This window comes from Thermogutta sp. (assembly GCF_039793925.1).
Lineage (GTDB): Bacteria > Planctomycetota > Planctomycetia > Pirellulales > Thermoguttaceae > Thermogutta.
In genome coordinates this window covers 1-21929 of record NZ_JBAMME010000090.1, presented here as the reverse complement: position 1 = coordinate 21929, position 21929 = coordinate 1, and the positions used below count along the sequence as shown (strand labels likewise).

General features: G+C 56.0%; 14 protein-coding genes. 7 read left to right on the top strand and 7 right to left on the bottom strand.

Annotation, left to right across the window (positions count from 1 at the left end; genetic code table 11):
• The first annotated feature begins 64 nt into the window (after positions 1-64).
• Positions 65-1546, top strand: coding sequence for a sulfatase-like hydrolase/transferase (locus ABJK56_RS03360; protein WP_347243252.1), 1482 nt, complete (start codon positions 65-67; stop codon positions 1544-1546).
• A 59-nt stretch (positions 1547-1605) separates the two neighbouring features.
• Here the strand turns inward: ABJK56_RS03360 and ABJK56_RS03355 are convergent, their stop codons facing one another.
• Complete coding sequence (locus tag ABJK56_RS03355; protein WP_347243251.1) at positions 1606-2799, bottom strand: metallophosphoesterase; 1194 nt, start codon at positions 2797-2799, stop codon at positions 1606-1608.
• Positions 2800-3073: 274 nt separating this feature from the next.
• Here ABJK56_RS03355 and ABJK56_RS03350 point away from each other — a divergent pair, with 274 nt between their 5' ends.
• Positions 3074-3547, top strand: a complete 474-nt coding sequence (locus tag ABJK56_RS03350; RefSeq protein ID WP_347243250.1) for a hypothetical protein — start codon at positions 3074-3076, stop codon at positions 3545-3547.
• Positions 3548-3644: 97 nt separating this feature from the next.
• Here ABJK56_RS03350 and ABJK56_RS03345 read toward each other — a convergent pair whose 3' ends face one another.
• The 6 genes from ABJK56_RS03345 to ABJK56_RS03320 all read right to left on the bottom strand — a co-directional run bounded on the left by ABJK56_RS03345 (position 3645) and on the right by ABJK56_RS03320 (position 10960).
• A complete protein-coding gene (locus tag ABJK56_RS03345; RefSeq protein ID WP_347243249.1) occupies positions 3645-5393 on the bottom strand; it encodes an amidohydrolase in 1749 nt (582 codons plus the stop codon).
• A gap of 297 nt (positions 5394-5690) precedes the next feature.
• Positions 5691-7652: a VCBS repeat-containing protein gene (locus tag ABJK56_RS03340; RefSeq protein ID WP_347243284.1), complete on the bottom strand. Its 1962-nt coding sequence runs from the start codon at positions 7650-7652 to the stop codon at positions 5691-5693.
• Between the two features lie 22 nt (positions 7653-7674).
• A complete protein-coding gene (locus ABJK56_RS03335) occupies positions 7675-8397 on the bottom strand; it encodes a VCBS repeat-containing protein (protein WP_347243248.1) in 723 nt (240 codons plus the stop codon).
• Positions 8398-8451: 54 nt separating this feature from the next.
• Entirely contained in the window at positions 8452-8787 is a 336-nt protein-coding gene (locus tag ABJK56_RS03330; protein WP_347243247.1) for an FG-GAP-like repeat-containing protein, read from the bottom strand.
• 682 nt (positions 8788-9469) lie between these two features.
• Positions 9470-10060, bottom strand: coding sequence for a protoglobin domain-containing protein (locus ABJK56_RS03325; protein ID WP_347243246.1), 591 nt, complete (start codon positions 10058-10060; stop codon positions 9470-9472).
• Positions 10061-10321: 261 nt separating this feature from the next.
• The gene (locus tag ABJK56_RS03320; protein WP_347243245.1) at positions 10322-10960 is read right to left on the bottom strand and encodes a MarR family winged helix-turn-helix transcriptional regulator; all 639 of its coding nucleotides are present in this window, start codon (positions 10958-10960) and stop codon (positions 10322-10324) included.
• A 216-nt stretch (positions 10961-11176) separates the two neighbouring features.
• Between ABJK56_RS03320 and ABJK56_RS03315 the strand changes: the two genes are divergently transcribed.
• From ABJK56_RS03315 to ABJK56_RS03295, 5 genes are all read left to right on the top strand, one after another.
• A complete protein-coding gene (locus tag ABJK56_RS03315) occupies positions 11177-16672 on the top strand; it encodes an AAA domain-containing protein (RefSeq protein ID WP_347243244.1) in 5496 nt (1831 codons plus the stop codon).
• Positions 16657-18045, top strand: a complete 1389-nt coding sequence (locus tag ABJK56_RS03310) for a hypothetical protein (protein WP_347243243.1) — start codon at positions 16657-16659, stop codon at positions 18043-18045. The genes ABJK56_RS03315 and ABJK56_RS03310 overlap by 16 nt, the downstream gene beginning before the upstream one ends.
• A 207-nt stretch (positions 18046-18252) precedes the next feature.
• Positions 18253-19449, top strand: a complete 1197-nt coding sequence (locus ABJK56_RS03305; RefSeq protein WP_347243242.1) for a hypothetical protein — start codon at positions 18253-18255, stop codon at positions 19447-19449.
• Complete coding sequence (locus tag ABJK56_RS03300; protein WP_347243241.1) at positions 19442-21304, top strand: AAA family ATPase; 1863 nt, start codon at positions 19442-19444, stop codon at positions 21302-21304. The genes ABJK56_RS03305 and ABJK56_RS03300 overlap by 8 nt, the downstream gene beginning before the upstream one ends.
• Positions 21301-21929, top strand: a 629-nt coding sequence (locus tag ABJK56_RS03295) for a 4Fe-4S single cluster domain-containing protein (RefSeq protein ID WP_347243240.1), incomplete at its 3' end; no start/stop codon positions are given. The genes ABJK56_RS03300 and ABJK56_RS03295, both read left to right, overlap by 4 nt.

Genomic DNA, 21929 nt, shown 5'->3' with positions numbered 1-21929 from the left:
AACAATCAGGGTTATTCAAGTTTCCGAAGCGGCGTTTTAAATCTGGTCTGGGGAGGGTAAGAAAATGACTACTCGACTTGAACAGCTTGCTCGTCAGGAAGCAAATGCAAAAAGGCGACATTGTCTGAACTGGCGGAGCGGATGGAACGCTCTGATGGGGATTCTTGCTTGGTCCGCAGCGGCAGCGGGATGGACTGGTGCGGAACCTCCACGACGGCCGAACATTCTTGTTATTACAACGGATCAGCAGCGGGTCGATGCGGCGAGTGTGGTGGGCAACCGGTGGCTGAAAACGCCCAACCTCGATCGGCTGGCCTCCCGTGGTGTGTACTTCACCAAGTCGTATTGCTCTTACCCGTTGTGCAGTCCTTCTCGAGCGAGTCTTCACACCGGGCGATTTCCTCATGAGATTGGTGTGGATCACAACAACATGGCCATCCGTGGGGGAATTCCTGTTTCGGGCGAGTTGTTCCAGGATGCCGGGTATGACGCAGCATACGCGGGAAAATGGCATTGTCCGACGGTCTATCCAACAGAAGGGATCCCCGGTTTCCGGGTATTAAATCGGACGACACGGCAGGGAAAACTTGCCCGGGATGTGGACGCAGCGACAATCGAGGCCGCCATTGACTTTTTGAAACAGCCCCGTAAGAAGCCGTTCTATTTGGTGGTTTCCCTAATCAACCCGCATGACATCTGTTTGCCGGCGGGCGAATCGAGTCCCCTCGTTGAGCAAATTTGGCAGAGATATGGACCACCGGCGGGGGTGGAGTTGCCACCGCTTCCCCCAAATTTTCAGCTCCCCGGTGACGAACCGGAGTGGCTGGGACAGCGGCGCCCCAAGCATCCTGACTGGGACGAATCGCAATGGCGGCGGTACATTTACGCTTATTATCGGATGGTAGAAGACGTGGATGCTCAAATCGGTCAGCTTCTTGATGTCGTTGGGGAAATTGGTGCCCAGAAAGACACTCTTATTGTGTTCACCAGCGACCATGGGGAGGGCCTCGGTTGCCACCAATGGACCGGGAAAATGATGTTCTTTGACGCTGAAGCGGCCGTCCCGCTCATCGTCAGTTGGGAGGGAGTGACTCCAACACGGATCGACCGAGAACATCTCGTCTCCACGGTGGATGTACTCCCCACAATCTGCGATTACGCGGGCATCTCACCCCCAGCCGATGTGCGGGGCCAGAGCCTTCGTCCTATAGTTGAGAATCCGAAAGCTCCATGGCGGGATTATGTGGTCTCTGAGATTGCCCATGCACCTGCGATTGGGCGGAGTTTTATGGTGCGAACGGCGCAGTACAAATACATCCGCCTTGCCCAGGCTAATCGCAATCCGGTGGAACTCCTCTTTGACATGAAAAGCGATCCGGCGGAATTGAAAAACCTGGCAGGCAATACAGATATGCAAGGCGTCTTGCAAGAACACCGCAGAATCCTCGAACAGTGGCGGGAATCCACGGGCGAGAAGACGAGTCCTGTGCAGCCTGCACCTAAATCGGCTCGTCCGCAAAAACAGCGGGCAAAAACAGCCAACTGAATAAAAGAAAAAATACAGCAGGACTTGGCAATGGCATGCCATTCAAATGGCTTGGGTGATTATCTCGAGTTCCCTCCGCCTGTGCGAACCATCCCCAGCCACGTGTACAGCGTTGGTCCGTGAAGGGATTTCAACTGGACGATCATTGAAAGGGGTTCTCGATTGATCGTCATAAGAAGGTAATTGTGCTCGCTCGCGAGGAATTCCGACCTCGGGTCGGGGTATCGATCGCCTTTGCCCTGTAGAGAGGTGTTAAAGTACGCCACATTATCTTTCACAGCGCATTCGCCAAAGTGGCCAAACCCCGAGATTATGGCAGTGTTTTTCTGGAAGAGTTGCTCCCAAAGACCACCATACTGACTCCGCATGGTGATGTTCTGCTCATTATGAAGGGTGATCAGGAAGGGCATCGTGTTTTCTGTGACAATCCTCTTGTACCACTTAAATTGTTCAGAATCCGGCCCAAAATCGTGGCAGGACTGCCAGGTTGTGCCTCGGTCACCGATGTGATTGAGATCCAGCCCCACGATACAGAGTCCACTTTGCGGGAGTGCGAAATGCCAGTACCAGCCAGCATCCGGTAAAGCGAAAACCCGACGAAACGCCCGTGCTTCGATGTCATACACAGGCTCCTCCGGCGGTCGTGTCGTGCGAGGACGGATTTCCCGGTCATGGTTGCCCAGTACAGGCAGGACCGGCACCCGACGGAAAAGCTCCGGGTACTGCCGAATGAGTTGAAGAAACGGTTCCACGCACTCTGCGTGCCCCGGTCCGCAAGCCGAGTGAAGATTATTTACATGGTCTCCTGCGCTAAGGAGAAGATGGGGCTTGTTTGCCAGAATGGCGCTCAGATCGGGGCGGCTCTGCCAGTTGGCTACCACCGCGATTCGCAAGCCGTCCGCGGGATACCCTGGAAAAAGCACCTCTGTTGTTGTCACGCCACTGAATACGCGAATCGGACAGGGGCGGGTTGGGTCGGAAAGGGGAATTTGGAGCCGATGCCACATGGTGGGCTGAGGATCGTGAATCTCCCGCCAAACGTTGCCCTCCTGGTACGTGACCCGGCTCGGTTCCGGATGATCTGTGGTCCACGAGATGGTGAGTTCGTCCGGCTGCGGTTGCCTGTGGCCCATCCACACGGCCGTGACTTCGCACCGACTGTGCACCGCCTGAATGCTGGCCGCCACCACAGCGATCGCACCTACCAGGATCGGCCCGGTAACGCAGGATCTGGGGCGGTATGATGCCACCATGCGCACCTCCGTTATCTGTCGTCTATCCGATTTGCTGAAGTGGGTTGGGAATTTCCTTCTGATAACCGAAACTCCGTTCTGATTCCAAATGTCTGACAGGCTCACGCACAGGGGAAAGGACGGGTCTGGAGAACCTGCCTGCCGAGCTCGGCGGCGATTTTATGCCAATAGGGGTCGCGCTACAATGTTTCGGAAATTGTGTGAAAATTTTAGACGCCCAGAGGCATTGTCGGGAGCTTCTTTTGGGTTAGGATGAAGTGCAGGTGAGGGAATCATGTCCAGGTACGGAGGTGCGGCAAGCATGGACAGGGTAACGATTCACTGGCTGGTCCGGCGGTGGCGGGGTACCGGAGTTCGATTACTGTTCGCGGTGTCTGTGTTCGCGGGCGTGACAACTGGTGCCAGTCTTGTCGCGCAACCGCCTGCGTGGGTGGTGCCGCAGTTCGGAGGACCGCGTGCAGGCGGATTTGTCCAGGCGCCGGGCGGACTTAATACTGGGATCCGGGGACCACTTCAGCCCGGCACGGGAAACCCGTGGATGGGAAATCCAGCCACTCCGGGGAATGAGGGGCAGGCTCTGGTGGACCTCATTTATCGGCACGTCACACCATCTCACTGGGCCCCTGCCGGCGGACCGGGAGCCGTTTATTATTGGCGGCCAAGACGTGCCCTTATTGTTCGTGCCAACGACGAAGCCCATCAGGGGATCAGTGATCTTCTCAGGCAACTTCGGCAAGCCGGACAGTGAAGTAACGGCAGACAGGAATTTATCGTCACGCATTTCCGCAGCAATGGGAACCGGCCTTTCAGATAACACACAGACCAGCGGCCGAATTAATGGGACCTCACGGAAAGACTTTTCGGCCACCGACCCAGGTCTCCAGGACTTGAGTATCCGCGAGGTCATCCACCGGACAGGCCAGGATATCGCGATCGATGATAATAAAATCTGCATACTTACCGGGTTCCAAACTCCCTTTCACCTTTTCTTCGAACGTCAGATAGGCGTTGTTGATTGTGTACAACTTGATCGCTTCCTCCCGCGTGATGATCTCTTCCGGATGCAATGGATCGTCACTTCCCCGTGGCCGGCGCGTGAGGACCGTCCACATGCCGAGCCACGGATCGTATATGTTGATCGAGCGCCGTCGGCCGATCTTTTGCATATGATCCGACCCACCACCAACGATCACACCCTGATGCGCAAGCGTGCGGTACGGCTGGAAGTATCTTAGCCGTTCGGCGCCAAAATGCGCAAGGAGAGTGGCCCCATCGTGGTATATCCACGCAGGTTGGAGGTCTGCAACAATCCCGCACTGGGCCATAAGGGCAATGGCTTCAGGACTCATAAAATTGGCGTGAGAGATACAAGGTCGCAGTTCGCGCACGGGAAACTCGCGATTGACCCGCTGATAGGCTTCGGCGAGAGCCAGCACGGCCCCATCTCCTACAGCATGGGCGGTTGGCTGAAGTCCCTTCGCGAGCGCTAACTTCACGATCTGGTAAAGCTTTTCTGGTTCCACGAACAGGATGCCGCGATAATTGGGGTCGGTGATCCCATAGATCGAACTGACTCCCCACGGCTCGCGCATGTAGGCAGTGCCGGTGAGCATACCGCCATCGAGAAAGAATTTCAGGCCGCGAACCCAGATCCACGGGTTATATTGATGGAGCGGATGGGCCACTGCCTGATCGATCGCCGCTTCAATTTTTTCCAGCGGATCCTGGGCATTAACGTAGTAGGTAATGAATACTCGGCATGTCAATTGGTTTCGGTCCAAAAGGGCTTTGTAACGGGCAATGGTGCGCTCATTCCCGCTCCGGTCCACGATGCTGGTGAGCCCCACCTCGTTGTAAGCGCGAAGGAGTTTACGAAGAGCTTCGCGTGATTGTTCCTCATCAGGTGACTTGCCGAACGATTTCACTTTGACGAGACGAGTGCAGCTTCGCAGAATGCCGGTGGGTTCGCCAGTGACCGGATCCTTTTCAATGAATCCCGGCTGGCCGTCGGTGATTCGGAAATCTCGATCAATACCGCTGAGTTTCAGGGCTAAAGAATTCAGCGCGGCATCTGGCCCGGTTCGGAACATAACAGGATGCTCTGGTGCCGCTTCATCCAGTTCCTTTCGTGTAGGAAACCGCCGCTCTTTCAACCGCGTTATAAAAACTTGTTGGACGACAATCCATTCTCCTTTAGGCAACACTGCGGCTCGATTGCGAATGTAATTGAGCACGTCGGCAATGCTCTCCATCGGGGGCACTTCGTGATCAAACTCGTACACGGCGGCGGTCGGTGGATGGACGTGGGAGTCGATCAGGCCGGGCAGGACCATTCGGCCATGGAGATCGACGAGCTGAGTGTTGGGACCCGCGAGCGGGAGGATTTCCTCGTTCCGGCCGACCGCCACGACCCGGTCGCCGCTCACAGCCATCGCCTCCATGATCCGAAATTGGTCGTCCACAGTCACAATCTTCCCGTGGTGGAAGATCCAGTCCGGTTGTCCTTCGCCGAGCACGATCGGACATGCAATGCCCCATGCGAAGCACAACCCTGTGATAAGTGGTCCGGTAACGGAAAAGCGAGACCTGTTCATGGGCAAACTCCAGCTTTTAACACCTCGGGGCCATGTCTTGCAGACTTATAGATGCCGTCAGTATCCGAAAGTGTTATATAGCCACAGGATGCCGTTATCAACAGCTTGCCGGAATACGTTTGTTCGCCAGCCGTGCGATCATTGAACATCGTCAGACACCGGTCGGCAGCTGGCTCCGTTTCATTCAGAGCCCGTAAAGAAGACCAGGCTTTCCATTGGGAAACCAGCTCAGCACGAGAGACCCTGGAATCCCTAACGCGCTATCTGAGTGGATTTGGCAACAGCGGAGCGTCACGTTCAGGTCACCTGCCAGCCACTGCCGATGTCCAGACTGATTTCAACGGGCTCGGTCAGTTGCACCCGGTCGTTGCTGGAGGTAGTGGGCTGGAGCTTGGCAAATTCGAAGCCTACAGCACGGAAGAGCCAGCGAAGTTGCGAGCCGCTTACCCAAAAGTGGTCCACCACGTCCCCATTGATAGCCACCAGGTCGTCACCCACCGTTGGCCAGAGTTTGACCGTATCCCGGTTGTTCCCTGCAGTGCTCGCTTCAGCAAACACGTAGTCAAAGGCCCGCACGGTTACCCGGTAGCGCGCCTTTCCTGTGACCTGGTCGAAGATCTCATGCTTAGCGGCCTTGGCGTGGCATTCGTCCTTGAAGACCGAGTCCACCAAGGCTGCCCTGTCGAGACCCTGCGACGCAAAGGCAGTCACAGTTCGAAAGTTGTGGACCAGGACATCGTAACCCGGGCCTGACATCCGGCTGAGCCCGTAGCCGCCGGAGAACGTATCATCACCCGAGGAGTCGAAGAATATTGCGCGATCGTCATCACCCGTGGCAAAGCCGTGAACCACTTCAAACCGTTTGACCCGATAATACATGTCGGGACCGATCATTTTGACATGACTGTACTGCGGCTCGGATTTGAGTCGAACGGACAGACCGACCGGGGCGTCTTCCGCCGAGTCGTACAGCCGCGCTGTGTTCTGGCCACCGCTGGTCGCATAAATGTGGGCTTCCTCGAACGCCACAATGGCATCAATGGTAATGGCAGTCGGTGCCGGGATAACTGCCTTCAATGAGCCGGGACGTAAGTCGAAAAGATCATCACCCTCACCATCGTAGGCTACCAGAATATCCCGACCAGGTCCCAGGTCGCCCTGCACAGTGAGAGGCCCCGGTATATCCGGGACTCCGTAGGCAACAGCGTTGATGACCACTCCTGGTACGGCCCCCGCCTGGAGGACCAGAAAATCATCGCGGTCGGTACCGAAAATGGAGACCAGAGTTCCCGTTTCTCCCTGGGGCTGCACGGCCAGAAGATTTATAAACCGAAGCGAAAACTCTGTGTCGATCTCCGAGACTATTACGTAATAGGATTGTCCACCCTCGGCGAATTCGTAATCCAGGCGAGTCTGGCTGCCTGTGGCTTCCGACTCGGCCACAAGTGTTGCCCCAGGATTCTCAAAGGGGTTATCGTCAAAGGGCTGCACCGTCACAGACCCGGGAATCTCGACACTTTCCGCCAGAATTGTGAGAACGCCATTCCGTGCGGCAGTCACTTCGAAAACGACATTAGCTGGGTTTGATGCGCTTAAATTGGGGATCGTCACGTCGCTTACTGTGCCAAGATCGTTAATCAGATAACGATCGGGCAACAGATTCTTGAGGACCGTGAGCGAATCCGTCAACTGGTTGAGGACCACCAGGTCAACGCGACCGTTACGATCCACGTCTATGGCGGTGAGTGCTTCGGGACTATCTCCCGCGGTGAAACGTATCGCGGAAAGGAAAGTCTCGTCCCCCTTGCCGTAAAGAATTGCGACGTCGTTTGAGCCGCTATTCGTTGTGGCGATGTCCAGATGGCCATCGCCGTTAAAGTCGGCCACCGTCACATCAGACACGAAATTTCCCACAGGATAACGGGCTTCGGCGTCAAATGTCCCGTCGTCGTTTCCCAGACGCACGGTAACCGAATGATCCTGTCGGTTGCCAGTAGCGACATCGACAAAGCCGTCCCCGTTAAAATCTCCACCTGTGACGGCTCCCACGGACGAACCAACTGGATAACGCCCGTTTTCCAGAAAGTGGCCGCGGCGATCATTGAGAAAGATGGAGATATCTCCACCCAGCCAGTTGGCCACGAGTAAATCGGTCCAGCCGTCATTGTTGAGATCGGCCTGGCTAACTCGTGATGGGGTGGATCCTGCTGTGTAGGACTGTCGCGAAGGGAACGCTCCGGTTCCATCACCGAGGACAATGAGACGTTATCGGCGTTCGCTGTTACCAGGTCGAGGTGTCCATCGTGGTTGACATCGCCGACGCTGCCCGCAGCGCTGCCCCAGGACGCCGACGGTCCAGATGGGATGTGCGCTCGAATGACCCGTCGCCACGCCCTGTCAGTGAGAGGATGGTCCCATCGCCAACAACGAGCACCAGGTCCATGCTCATGTCCTCATTGAAGTCTCCGGTCAGCACGCACTCAATCGGTCGATCAAGGGTTTCAGTGGACAAAAGATCAAAACCACCATCCCCCCGACCCAGCCCAACAATGAGGTAGGGCGATCCCCTCTCACAGGCCGCGACATCGACGAGACCATCGCCATCAAAGTCCGCCACAGCGAGGGAATCCCTGCGGATAGGCGTCGGAGTACTGACTAATTCGAATGTGCCGTCTTCCTTGGAGAGGTAGACATCAATGCTGCGAAAATTCCCAACCATCAAATCAAGACGCCCATCGCAGTTGACATCAGCCACTGTGAGAGCATCAGGCGAGATACCCGCAGGTGATTCGAACAAGAGATCGAAACTACCATCACCCTGCGAGGTGAAAACGGCCACAAAGTTCCCATCGTCGCCAACAAGGATGGCCGCCATATCAGGATTGCCATCGCCATCAAAATCCCCCACAGCCAGATCACGCGGAGATGATGCTAGAGACCACAGGACTTCCTCTCCAAAACTTCCCTCACCGGTCCCGAAAAAAAAGAGAGAGAGAATTGTCACCGGCGCTGGAAACGACGAGATCTAGGTGACCGTCGCCGTCGAAGTCTCCCAATTTCACATCTTGAGGGAGTCCCCGACCACGTATTGAGCTTCCGTGAAACGCCCATCACCTTGTCCCAAAAACACGCTAACAGTGTCGGCCAGGCGGTTGGCAGTCACCAGATCGGGATTCCCATCTTCGTTGAGGTCGCCGATAACCACCGAAGCAGGCCCGACATTTCCGAGATGGAGCGCTAAACCTGGAAAGATGTTCGCCAGAGCCGCGTCCAAAACCCAGCGATCTTCCAGTGTCTCGAAACTCAGCCTTCGTCGCCCGATGGAGGATGTCCTGCGGATCAGCTTCACCCCCTTTCGGGCCCACCTCCGAACTGACAAGCCGATCTTCGGCATCTCTGTCTTTCAGCCAGCCACGGTCCACCTCCCGAAAAGCAAGTCTTGCCACCTTCTTCAGCTCTGCCCGATTGAAATGGCCTCTCTCGTCAAACGTCGGAATCCCGTCAAGAATTGTCGATCGTGTCGATCGATTGCACGTCCTGGATTCTTCCCCCAACCTGAGGAGCCCTGGGGCCATGTCGGTAATTGGGGCTTGCCAGCATCCCGGGCTCTCCCAGGCTGGTAGTTTATTCTCGAACACGGACGCACGCAATTTTGAACCCGGACGCAATCCGTGTTCAGCTTCGTCGAGGACAGTTCACCGAGGAGTGCACCCTTTCAGCGTGGAGAGCAGCTTCCCGAAGTGAACGAGTCCTCCTGCCCATTGACCGCAGCTTATATTGTAATAGTTCCAAATACGGCTGTAACACGTTGTCCATTATGCAGTTCTGCACCGCAGAGCAGTCCAGCGAGAGACCGGTCCTCCTGTCAAGGCCGGAGTGGAAAACGCCCAGCATGGAGGACCACCAGGACGCCAGTGCCGTTCGCCCCCGGCGGTGGTTGCGATTCTCTCCGCCGGAGTCCCGATGATTTAAGAAAGGATGAAAATCGAGTAGGCGCACAGGCTCCTGCTCACCGGATCACCGGCGATCAGCGAATTGAAAAAATGTTCGTGAGAAGTTGAGGCTTTTAAATCTCCTTAGAAGTCCCCTTCTCTAACGTAGGGCAAACTCCATAAAGCCACTTGCAAGACGACTGACTTAAACCACGCCTGGTGCATTTTTTCGACTTCCTCGGGACTGTGGCCCTTCTTAGCAAGAAACGGTTTAATCGTCACTGTGATCGGATAGATGAAGGTCACTAGGTAGCGGAAGTCCACATGGGGGACCGCGTTCACGCCATCGGTTGCGTTTTTCTTGGTGCGATGGTGTCGCAGTCCAATTTCGTAGGCATAATCCAGCCAGGCTTGGTCGTAAGGGCGGTTGCACGTGTCGAGAATCCACTGGCCAAACCGCTTCCGTACGGCCGCAAGATACTCACTATTGGGATTCCCCTTGCCATCAGTAAAGTAATGCAATAGATGAGGATGAGAACCAACAAAGCCGTACCATAGATCAAGGATCTGCTCGATTTGGTCTTTCAAAACTTCGCCCGCGAGATGGAGATATTTCTCATCTTCAGGCCCAAAAAGCAGCGCCTTCTTGAGGTTTTCCAAATCCTCCAGAGAAAGCGGGGAACGGGGCACTTGCGTCGTCCCATACGTGTAACCGGGGATCTGCGTTGCGGACATGTCCATACCTCCTTTGGTTAATTGAGAGAACAGACCTAGAGAAACTGAACAAACCTCGTAACCCGATCACCTCCTCCACCCCCGGTCCGTAAACAAAAACCGTTCCTTAAGCGGTCGAAGTAGTTGCCGCTCTCCCAGAGCCGCATTCCTCGGTTGCAAACTGCCCTAAAAGTCGAAAAGGTTGTCCAGTAGTTAGGATCCTCGAAATACGTAAGCTCGCATGCCTCGTTCTCTGAGAATTTGATCCTCGGTCCATGGACCTCACCCCCTTTCCTCTTGATCGAGTTCCTCTGTGGGAACAAAATCGGGGCACTCCCAGTAGGTGTCGGGTTCGGCAAGGGGTGAGTCCATAAAGGCACAATGGTGCGGGCCGCGCGGATCATCAGGATGGGCATTCTTCTGAAAAAACTGGCAGCCCCAGCAGATATCATAAATGTGGATGAAGCCGCGTCTTTGGAGGTGGCGGACAACGGATTGGAGGGCGTGGACCAGGGAACGTTGCTCCTCTTCCGGCAAGGCGTTGACCGCTGATTCAATTTCGTCGAGGATATTTTCCACCATCTCCGTTTCCACCCGGCCTTTGGGAGTTAACCTCAACGTGACGACCCGATGGTCCTCAGGCAGCGGGCTCCGTTCGACGAGCCCCTTTCGTTCCAAGGCGTCCACCACTTCGCTTGAGGTGGCGTAACTAGCTCCCAGCCGGTCAGCCAGACCCCCGATCGTGCGCGCCACAGGTCGCACGTACTTGAGAAACAAGAGTGATTGGATCTGCGTGGGAGAAAGCCGTCTCATCTTTCCTCGCTCTTTAAAGAGGTAATGGATGGCTTCGCTGATTCGGTAGAGCGCGATCGCAATTTGCCCACCCAGGCTGTGACGTTGCTTCGGACTGAAAACGGACATTACTTCGGACTCCTAAATAATTGCTATACCGTGTGCCAGATCAGGTCAAGCCTTTGTCTACTGGAAACGTAGAATTCCCAGGCTCCTTTGTTTACTGCTGAAGTCAACAAAATCCTGGGGCGTCGGCTGTTATTCATTTGTACTCTCCAACGTATTGGCTATAAAGGAGAAAACAAACGGGCAGAAAAGGCCATTTGTTTTTCGGAGAGTACCTTTATGCGCACGCAAGATTTCGGGCAAAGCACAGCGGGCCGTGAAGGTTGCAAGCGGCTCCGTTCACCAGAAGAGATTGCCCAGTCATTGCGGCTCACCCGTACCCCAACTTATCGGTGGATTCTACTCCAAGAGGAACAGCGCGTTCTCCAAGAGGTAGCGGAGTCTATAGCGTCACTGGCTAAGGCCGAAGCAGAGCAGCGCAGCGCGGTGGAAAAGTTCCTCAAAATTCAGCGCGAACTCGAAGAGATATGGGATAAAAAACTCGCGGATGAGAAAGAGCGGCGTGACACTGCCGAGCGCGAGCTTCGCGAGACCGAGCTAGCCCTCGAGCAACGCCAGCGGGCCCTCCAAACTGCCCGTAACCGCGTGGCCCAGATCCGGGCCCGCGAGTTGGCACCCCAAGACAGGGCGAAAGTGGAGCAGACCGTACGGGATAAATGTGCGTTCTTCGAAGAAACACTGAAGCGCCTAAAGAGGGAAGGCGAGGCCCTCAAAAGCAAGGTTCGCATACTGGAAGCCCAACAGGCAGACCTGAAAGCGCAGTGGGAGAAAGTCCAGCGCGAAGCCGAGTACTGGGACAGCGGAAAGTGGCCGCCAGAGGTAGGGCGAGCGATGGAAAAAGTCGCCGAGCAGACGCGTGCTGCCCACCAAAAGGAAGTCGGCCAATTGGATGAGGAAATCGCTGCGTGGGAGAGGAAGCTGTCTGAGGTTCGCGCGAAGAGGGACAATCTCACGCGAGAAATAAAGGAACTGCGAAGGGAAGTGGAACAAGACAAGGGAAAGAGCGGCCTATGGCACAAGCTTGCCCGGTTCTTGTACAACCCCGAGGCCGAGTTAGCAAGTGCTCAATCTCGTTATAACGAGATTATCAAAGAAGAATCGATGGTTGTGCGTTCCCTCGCGCAAGCCAGGTCAAAACGTAATGATTTGATGTCGGAGGAAGGGAAACGGATCGACAGAGCATGCCGCGACGAGCGGGAGCGACAATACAGGGCCTTTGTCGAAAAGCGGAACCGAATTTCTGAGGACCTTGAGAAGTGTGAAAACGCACTGGCTAAGGCAAGGCAGGCACTGCAGAATGTGCTCATGAGACTCGGTCAATGCGAGGACGATCGCGAGCGGGCCTTGGGGCAGGCCATGGAAGAAGCTTGGCAGAACCTACTGGCAGAAGCGGAGAAAGCGCTGGACGCTGCCCAAAAGGCTTGCGACACCGTGCAGCAGAAGAAAGTTCTCGCCGAGCAAAATCTTACGCAGGCCGAATCTTCTTTGCAGGTTCTCCGGGCGCAGCGAGAGGAGGCTCTGAAATCTGGCCTGGCTGAACCGAATCGCCGCGTGACAGAGTGCCGTGCCGAATGCGAGCGATGGCGGCACGAAATCACACTTCGACTGCAGGGTTGCGGAGTGACGCTACCCGAGTCTGCGCAGGCTGCGGAGATCGCTCAAATCTGCACGGATCGTCTCAAGGAAGTGTCCTGTCTTTTGGAGCAGTCGGTTAGTAACCTGGCCACCAAATGGGAGTTGGTGGGAGGGCGAATTGCGTCGAGTTCCGCTGCTCCAAGCCAACAGAGTGCGGTGGCTGAAGGCGCTCTCTATCTCGACTTCGACAGAAATGCGGAGGACAACTCAGACCCCCAAGGCAATCCATGGCCCGGCCTGAATACGCAGTTGAAGGCGGTGCTGGAGCGCTATGGAAAAACGGACACTCCGCTAACAGAACAACCGCTGGCGTGGTTCCGGACGGCATTTTTCCCAGATGGACTGGTCCGTGCTTACTTCGTGTGCAACATCAGCTACCGGGAGGATCAGCCGTATTTGTTGATCCGGCCTGCGGACATAACACCCCGCATGGAGGAGGGACTTCCGCCCGGGGTCACCTTGGCAATTTGCGGTCGGCTTCATGATAACCGTGTCGATCCCGACAATCCCGTTCTCCTTGTCCAGAGAATCGTGGATCTGTCGCACTGTCCCAGGCGGGCGTTCGAACGCGAGGTCCGTGTGACAGCCCGTACTAACGGAGTGTATCCTGGACGGCTGCGACGGCAAAATGTGCTCACGCGGTCTTTCGTAGAAGCCCTCCCGCCTATTTCAGTGGAGACCCAAAAGCGCCTCGCCGATTGGTGGGACTATCTCGATTGGAAAGAAACCCTGGCGAAAAAGAGTCTGGACGGAGTCCGTTACATTCAGGTCACGTTGGATCGGGAATCCCCGGAGGGGTGTCTCCGCTTTCTGGTGGTGGCTCCCGGTCTTGAGCATTGGGAACGCGTGCGTCGGATATTGCGGCAGGACGAAGTACGGGCCTATTCCCTCCATTATTCGAAGGACCCCTGGACGTTTGACTGCAAAGATGATAGCCGGGCTCAGGAAGTCCAGTTGGGTGATTTTGTGACAGTCGAGCGGATATCTGCGCCGCCTGGGGACGTCGACATACCGGGTATGCCCTGGGAAAACCCTGTGTGGGCGTATGCTGTGTACCGGCTGACCGAATCGGCGCAGGAGGACTTCGACCAGATGCGTCAGGAAGGCGCCAGTTGGGAGCGAATTGAAGAAGCGGTTCTGCGCGGAGTTCCTCGTCAAGGTTTCCTCTCCCTCTCCATTGTGGGGGACCTCGCCCTGGTGAATCGGCAGCGGATGGCGCTCAAACGCTTGCAAGAACAAGGGGGTTATGCCCCGCTATTGTCGAGTTATTTGTTCGATATTCAGGCCGCCAACCAGCCGGCCGACCTCGTCCCCATACCTGATGATCGCTGGTTCCGGAAGGACCTCAATGACGATCAAAAACTCGCTGTCCGCAAAATGATCAGCGCCCCGGACCTGGCCCTTGTACAAGGTCCACCCGGGACGGGCAAGACCACCATGATCGCAGAAGCCATCTGCCACCTGGTGGACCAAAAAAAGACGGTCCTGGTGGCCTCTCAGGCAAACCTGGCCGTGGATAACGCTCTGGAACGCCTGGTGGGATTTCCCTGCATCAGAGCGATCCGACTGGGGCAGCGGGCAGACGAAAACTGCCCCTTCAGTGAAAGTAAGGCCATTGCTACCTACTACGAGGCCATCGCTAAGACCTGTCGGGAAGGAATTCTTCAGCCGTGGGAGGAAGCCGAGCGGACAGTTCGGGAGCTTCGGGAATGGCTCAACCAGTTGGACATCGTCGCCGCCGACCTGGCTGCCATGGAGCAAAAGCGGCATTCGCTCGCAGGTCGCCGTGACAAGATCCTGGCGGCGATTGATGAGTCCTATCAAGCGGAGGCACGGAACCGCCAGCTTGCTGAAAAGCGGGTACGGGCCAAAAAGTTTTTAGCGTTCCTGGAGGAGGCGACAGATTCCCCGGGCGAACTCCCCGCGGAGATTGCGGGCGAGCTCGTGGGACTGTTGTCGCCGCTGGTCCAAAAACTGCGGAGTGTGGGAATTGATCTCGATCCCGAGCAGGTGACCACTGTTCCGCTTCCCGCCCGGCAGCAATCTCTGGGACTTATACAGATCTTTCGCCGCTGGCAGGAAGTGGAAAGAAATATCCCTCAGTTGGAGGTGGATGCCAAGCGTTTGGCAGCTTCAGATAGTGAAAGCATTCTCTCGCAAGGCGATGCACTCCTCATGGAGGAGCTGCAGCGAAAGGCACGGCAACTGCTGGAAGAGCTGGCCGAGGATGACACTAAGCTCACCGATTGGCAGGAAGTGCAGAAACAGATCCGCGAACTTCGAAAGCGTGGCAGTGGTCTAAAGGCCGAAGTTTACGAGGCAGTGTTTACCGCCAAGGTGGACGGCGTTCCGGTTGTCCGTCAGTTCACCAGCCCTGATGCCCGGCCACAAGAGGTTCTGCCGCGTCTCCAGGAGGCTCTTCGCGCGATCGGCGAAGTGCGTCAGGAAATGGCTCTGGTTTTCGAAATGTGCCGAAGGAAAGTGACAGAATTTGTTAACGCACCGGCACCACAGGAGCCCTTGGCTGAGGAGCGACGCAAACACGAAATTGAGCTTGCTGATGTGACAGATCAACTGGCATCTCTGGAAAAGGAACTGGCCGAAAAAGAGGCACGTTTGGTGGAGTTGCTGCGCAAAAACCGGGGGATTTCTGAGGGTGCCCCAACCCGGGAGGATCTGCCACGTATTCGCCAAGGTATCTGTGAACAGATTGACCGGCTCACCCATTTCCTGCAGCAGCAGGAGCCGATCCGCAAGGCCTGGAGCGAGATCCTAGAGGTTTGGACCAGATCCCTGATGGACCCTACCGTGGCAGCACATGACCACCACCAGTTTTTCCCCCTTTATCTGAAGGCCTGCAATGTGGTGGGTGTGACCTGCACCGAGAATCCCAAGACCCTGGAAAACTACGGGTTTGTCCGTTTCGATGTGGCCATTGTTGACGAAGTCAGTAAGGCCACCCCTCCTGAGATCGTCATGCCTCTCTCGTTGGCCCGGACGGCCATCCTGGTGGGTGACCACCGGCAATTGCCGCCCCTCTTTCGTGAACGGGAATTGCCCTGGGAAGAACTGGTTTCAGAAGTCGAAGAGGATCAACAGGAGAACGGTCAGGAGTCAGTGCCCCTCACACGCGAGATGTTTGAACGTTTCCGAAAGTTGGTGACTGCCTCCCTCTTCAAAGAACACTTTGAAAGCGCGCCGGAGACATTGAAGTCTTTTCTCTTCACGCAGTACCGGATGCATCCTCAAATCATGAAGGTCATCAACCACTTCTATGAGAATCGGCTCGTATGTGGCCTCAGCGATCCCGATGGGGCCCACGCCAATTCTGATCCTCGTGAGCATCGCCTTCACAATCTGACGCTGTTTGGCCCTGGAAAACGCCCCTACCTTTTCCCGAACCAGCATGTCCTTTGGATCGATTCTTCCATTGATCCTTTAGGAAAACCGCACTTTGAACAGCGAACTGGGTCAGGAGGCAAAACAAACGCCTTGGAAGCACTGCTCATCGCGCAGTGCCTGTATGACATGGAGATGGCCTATCGAGAGCTGGGATTTGGGCCAGGCAAAAAGCCTCCGCGCCGCGTGGGAGTCATCACTTTTTATGCCCGACAGGTGCGGACGATCCGAGAAACTCTTCGGCGATTCCAGAAAAAATACAATTTTCACTTTCAGGCTATCCGGGTGGACGTCAACACGGTGGATCGTTATCAGGGCCAGGAACGCCCGATCGTGCTTGTCAGCCTCGTCCGCAATCCCGACCACAGGTTGTCACGACGGGCCAATACAGCCCAGTTTGAACGCATTAACGTGGCATTTTCCAGGGCCCAGGAACTGCTGGTGATCGTCGGTGCTGAGCAGACCTTCCGCCACTATCCCGTAAAGCTGCCTCATCTCGACCGCCCGGGTTACCGGGATGTCGAGGTCTACCGGCATATCATCGAGGAGATCGAGCGCTGGGGATGTTTTCGTTCCTCTGCCGATATCGTGTCCGTGGAGACATACCGAGAGTTCCAGCCACAAATGGGACGCAGCCCGCAGTTCATCGCGAGAGGGGGTAAGCCATGGCCATCCGTTTGACCGAGTTTCGCGTGGGATTGCCCGCCCTGCGATTCGCAGTAGAGATTGCGCATAGTGTACCGCGGATCCTTACGGCCTTTGAGCGGATCACCCTCCTCATGTGCGACCGGTTGTCTGCCGACCCGCTGTTTCGGCGTCTGCCCGTGGTCAGAGCCTTCGAGGATTTTCTGTGCGTTCCGGACGCGGCCCCGATTGTCGGCCCCGTAATCAACGAACTCATCACTTTAGGAGCCGTTGTTACGCAGAGAAAAGACGCTGATCCACAGTGGCTGCGTCTGGAAGAACTAGAAATAACCGGAGCGGGACAGCAGATGCTTGCCGAGAATGAGATAGCAGCCCAGACTCAAGTTCATGAAGAATCGTTTCTCTTTGATCCCATCACTGGGAAAATCCTTCCCGAAGAAGATCTAATCCGATACTCTCCTCAACCCCCATCCATCAGGGTCGATGCTGAAGCCTTCCGCAATCTTTTTCCTGAAAACCTCATTCGCAAAGCCATTCCCGAGGCGCGTTTCTCGTGGTGGCGACCGCAGGCTCGGGTCCAGGGGCTGCGACAACTTGCAGAACCAGAAATTCTGTGGCGGGAGGTCATGGCCGGCGTGCACTTGGATGATGGGCGGATCATGTTGCAATTACCGAATGAAAATGAGACCGAATACGTCAATCGACTTTCCAGCCAAGAGATTGTGGAGCGATTTCTCAGACCTGTTTTCGGTTTAGACCGGTTCGGTGGGGAACAGTCAGAGACTTGGCCGACGGTGCTTCCATCGTCGGTTGACTCAGATACGAGGCATTGGATCGTCCTTCCCCGTTTTGCCGAGACGATTCCCGAATCAGCACGGTGGTGCATCGTGCATCCCAGTCTCCAGTCACTGGCTTTTTCGGTGCAAGCTCCCGGGCGGCTCATCATCGGCTTTGATCCACGTCTCTCGCGCGATCTGACTGTGCAATGGAACTCTGCAGGGGACTCCTGCCAGGTGACAAGGCGGACCTCCTGGCCATTTCCCCCAAATGTACTGTGTGTCTGCGAAAGAGAGATGCTGATCGGCCGTCGCATCCAAGTGCGGGTCCAGGATGAGGAGGTTTTTCTGCCGGCTGGTGTGTGGACACCACAACCAACTTCAGAATCTGATCAATTTGACGTCCTCCGCGATCTTGCATCTAAGTTACGGCAAACGGTGAATGAAGACCACCTCTTAATCCCCCGTTGGTGGCAGTCAAAAGACCCCTTTGAGACTGAAACGCGAGAGACGCTAGTAGCGGCGGGCTACTCCGTGTCTAAGGCGGAGGCTTTCATCGCTCGTCTGCAAACTCGCTATACCACCATCCAGGAACGGAGAGGCATATGTGGGACACGGGACGGGAACCCGTAATAAACTGGGACTCACTTCTGTCTTCTGAGTTCAGGCTCAGGTTCCCTGGGAGCGGGAATTAACGCTGCGTGTTCCGAAGTGGCTCCCGAAGGTCACCCATGGAGGGAAGAGTACTGCGACTCGGCCAATGCTGTTGTTTTTTTGTTATGCCGTGGCAGCGCCTTTCGTACAAAAACAGCAGAGACCGAACGAGTAGGAGATGATACTATGAGCGAACTGGCACTTCTTAAGTGGACAATCGTTGGGGCGGTGAGTGCCCGTGGGACAGCCGCAGTAAAGCGGCAAAAGAAACGACAGGAGGAAGCCCGACGTGCACAGCACCTGGAACGGGTCCGCGAGACAACCAGACGGTACCGCGACCGCTACAGGGAAACCTATCAGGACCTGCTTGCACAAGGTCTGGACCGGTTTCTGCCCCAGGAATTCGCCCAGGTCGAACAACAGCTCGATGAGCTTGATCGGCTTCTGGTGCACGATCCCCTGGCGGCCCGTGATTTGAGTCTACAACTGGCTCCCACCATCAGCCGGCTACCTGCTCGTGCCCGACAGGCCCGACGAGAGAACGAGGAGGAACGCCGTCGTCAGGAGGAACGTCTGGCGCAACTGCGGGCGGAAGCGACATCCGAGCTCGGTCGCTTTCTCGAACAGGCCATCGCCCAAATCACTGATCCCGTGGAACAGGATCTTGTCCTGGAACAATTGCAGGCCCTGCGGCATGAGTTTGCCGGGCGGTCGGTACTCCCCGAGGAACTCCCTGCTATTCAGCGTGAGATCACAGAAAAGATTCGGCACCTTCGGGCGCAAGGAGCTAGTCGGGCTCAAGAATGGCGGGAAGCGAAAGCCCGGCAAATGGAGGACGAAGCTCGCCGCAAACTTCTTGATCTTTATACTGCGGAACTCGCAAAACAGCCTAACCAACTTCAGGCGCAGCAGAAGCGAGAACGGCTCGAGAATCTCTATAAGCTGGCCCAGTCGCAGGGATTGTCGCTCGAAGAGTTTCAGGCATGTGTGCTAGCCGAGACGGAATCAACGGAATCGGCTCCCTACGGAGAAGAGGCCCGTCGCCAGGCGGTTCGCGCTATCGTGGAGAGCCTGAACCGTTCGGGTTTCATTGTCGATCAGCCGCGACGTATTCCAGAAACGGACGAAGTGCTGATCCGCGCCAAGAAGCCGGCTGGTGCAGAGGCCAGTTTCTCGATCCGCCTCAACGGGACGATGATATACAAGTTCGATCACTATGAAGGCATGAAGTGCAGAGACGATATCGACAAAGTCCTCGCGTTACTGGAACAGGTCTACGGCATTCAGTTGTCTGACGCCCGCCTGCTCTGGCAGAATCCCGACCGTTTGTCCAAGTCGGCACGCCCCTTGGATTGGAATCAGCGGAGAGAAAGCCATGGTTAATAACCGGGAAAACCGCTGGCTGGAGCACTTCACCCGACAGGCCGCCATCCGCCGCGCTCTCATCGTCCACGGGGAGATCCACGATCTTCGTTATTGTCCCCATACGCAGCAGTATCGGTGCGTCAGTGAAGTGCTCGTCAATACTCTCAAAACCATGGGCTTTGATCACGTGGTGGTTTGGGACCGGTTTTCCGGTGTGCAGGGAGTCTCGGAAAGCGTGTGGCAGCGGTTGATGCGCAACACCGTGACGGCCTTACAATCGCGAAATCACAGCGCGCTGCAAGGAGAAGCGTATGACGTGGGGGATACCCCCACCATGCCACCTCGTACGACAGTGCCCCAGGCCGACGATTTTCTTGCCGTGGTGTATCACCATCTCGTGCACCCACCGCCAGAGCGTTACGCCTTTGTGATCGACTGGTCGCAATATCTTTTCGGTAACGCCAATGCTCTCTCGGAACAGGAGCGGCAGTGGCTGCTCATCATTTCGAAAGCGATTCGCAACGCTCCGATTTCGGTCGCCGACATGGATCTGCTTACTCGGCCAGCGAATCTCATCGTCCTGCTGTGCTCGCAAATCGGTGCTCTGCCACCGGCCCTTTATATGGGCAACCCAGCCGTGGCCGACGTCCTCGTCCCACCGCCCGGACGCCCGGAACGGGAGGGATTTCTCCAACGGACTCTCGATGCCTGGCGACTAAAGTCTTTGCCCCGGCCCGGTGAAGTGAAGTTCTCCCAGTTTGTCGATTCCCTCGAGGGAATGACAATCCGCGATCTCCATCAGCTCCTGAAACTTTCCCGGGTGGACTCATCGGAGCCACTGTCATTCGAGCATCTCATCAATCTCTATAAATATGGGCAGAAAGAGAGCCCCTGGGAGGATCTGAGTCGAGGGCGATTGGCAACTATTCGCGAGGAACTCAAAAAACGGGTCAAAGGTCAGGACGAGGCCGTTGAAAAAGTGGCCAGCGTCATTATCCGGGCCTACACCGGGCTGTCCGGACTCCAGCACTCGATCAAGCAGAAAACTCCTAAAGGTGTCCTCTTTTTTGTGGGGCCGACGGGGGTGGGCAAGACCGAACTGGCGAAAGCGCTGGCGCAATTCCTTTTTGGAGACGAAGACGCCTGCATCCGTTTTGACATGTCCGAGTTCAACCACGAGCACAGCGATCAGAGGCTTGTTGGTGCTCCGCCGGGATATGTGGGCTACGAAGAAGGGGGCCAGCTCACCAATGCCGTGAAAAAGCGGCCCTTTTCCGTACTCCTTTTCGATGAGATAGAAAAAGCCCATGTGCGGATTTTGGACAAATTCCTGCAAATTCTGGAAGACGGACGACTTACGGACGGGAAGGGGGAAACGGTTTCCTTTGCCGAAACGGTGATCATTTTCACATCCAATATTGGTGCCTCGGAAATCGTTTGTCAGAGCGATCCCGAAGCTATCCGCCAGCAATTCTTGGACAAAGTTCGTCACCATTTCATTCATGTGGCGCAGAGGCCGGAACTCCTCAATCGCATCGGGGACAACGTCGTCCCCTTCCAATTCATCACCAATGAGGAATTCTTGGTGGCCATTGCGCAGGCCAAGCTGCAACCGATTCGCGAACGTCTCCGCGAAAAATACCGTTTTAAAGACCTGGTGTTCGACAACGAAACAAAGGCCCTCCGCACCATTGTGGCGCAAGTAGACCGTCAGATGGGAGGACGCGGCGTCCTCAATCAACTGGTGAAATACCTCCTCGACCCCCTTGCCCTGTTTTTATTTGAAGAAGATGAGCCGGCGGCCTACGTGGGACGCACACTTGTGGTCCATCAGGCGGGTAACGAGCCCAAATTCTTTTTTGAAGTCCTATGAACACACCCTGGTTGAATCTTGCCCACTGGCTGGATTGTACAGAAGTAGAAGGTCCCGGACGCAGATTTGTCCTTTGGGTCCAGGGGTGCCACATTCGCTGTCCTGGATGTTGCAATCCGCACATGCTGGCGTTTGTCCCTCGCCATCTTGTGCCCGCTCCGCAAGTGGTGGAGTGGATCCTGGAGGCCCATCGGCGTTGGCATTTGGAGGGTGTGACTTTCCTAGGTGGGGAGCCGATGCTCCAGGCCAGAGGGCTTGCCCTGGTGGCGACGGAATCCCGGCGTGCCGGTCTTTCGGTGATGGTCTTCACCGGCTTCACAATCGAGTTCCTTCGCAACAGTTCCCTTCCCGGCGTGGAAGAACTCCTGGCGGCCACCGATCTGTTGGTGGACGGGCCGTACCTCGCCCATCATCCGGAGACGAAGCGACACTGGGTCGGTTCTACCAACCAGCGGTTCCATTTTTTAACGGATCGCTATCAGCCAGGGATCGAATATGATCCGCGTTACACAAGGGGGCTGGAACTCCGCATCCGCTCCGACGGCACAGCAATCTACAACGGCTGGCCCGGGGAGTTACTTACCGGGGATGAAACCGAAGCATCGCGTAATCCAATCCGGCGAGC

Coding starts and splice junctions, on each gene's coding strand:
- ABJK56_RS03355 (WP_347243251.1), bottom strand. CDS start 2,799: ATGGTGGCATCATACCGCCCCAGATCCTGCGTTACCGGGCCGATCCTG.
- ABJK56_RS03310 (WP_347243243.1), top strand. CDS start 16,657: ATGGCCATCCGTTTGACCGAGTTTCGCGTGGGATTGCCCGCCCTGCGA.
- ABJK56_RS03360 (WP_347243252.1), top strand. CDS start 65: ATGACTACTCGACTTGAACAGCTTGCTCGTCAGGAAGCAAATGCAAAA.
- ABJK56_RS03325 (WP_347243246.1), bottom strand. CDS start 10,060: ATGTCCGCAACGCAGATCCCCGGTTACACGTATGGGACGACGCAAGTG.
- ABJK56_RS03315 (WP_347243244.1), top strand. CDS start 11,177: ATGCGCACGCAAGATTTCGGGCAAAGCACAGCGGGCCGTGAAGGTTGC.
- ABJK56_RS03305 (WP_347243242.1), top strand. CDS start 18,253: ATGAGCGAACTGGCACTTCTTAAGTGGACAATCGTTGGGGCGGTGAGT.
- ABJK56_RS03350 (WP_347243250.1), top strand. CDS start 3,074: ATGTCCAGGTACGGAGGTGCGGCAAGCATGGACAGGGTAACGATTCAC.
- ABJK56_RS03330 (WP_347243247.1), bottom strand. CDS start 8,787: ATGCCGAAGATCGGCTTGTCAGTTCGGAGGTGGGCCCGAAAGGGGGTG.
- ABJK56_RS03345 (WP_347243249.1), bottom strand. CDS start 5,393: ATGAACAGGTCTCGCTTTTCCGTTACCGGACCACTTATCACAGGGTTG.
- ABJK56_RS03300 (WP_347243241.1), top strand. CDS start 19,442: ATGGTTAATAACCGGGAAAACCGCTGGCTGGAGCACTTCACCCGACAG.
- ABJK56_RS03320 (WP_347243245.1), bottom strand. CDS start 10,960: ATGTCCGTTTTCAGTCCGAAGCAACGTCACAGCCTGGGTGGGCAAATT.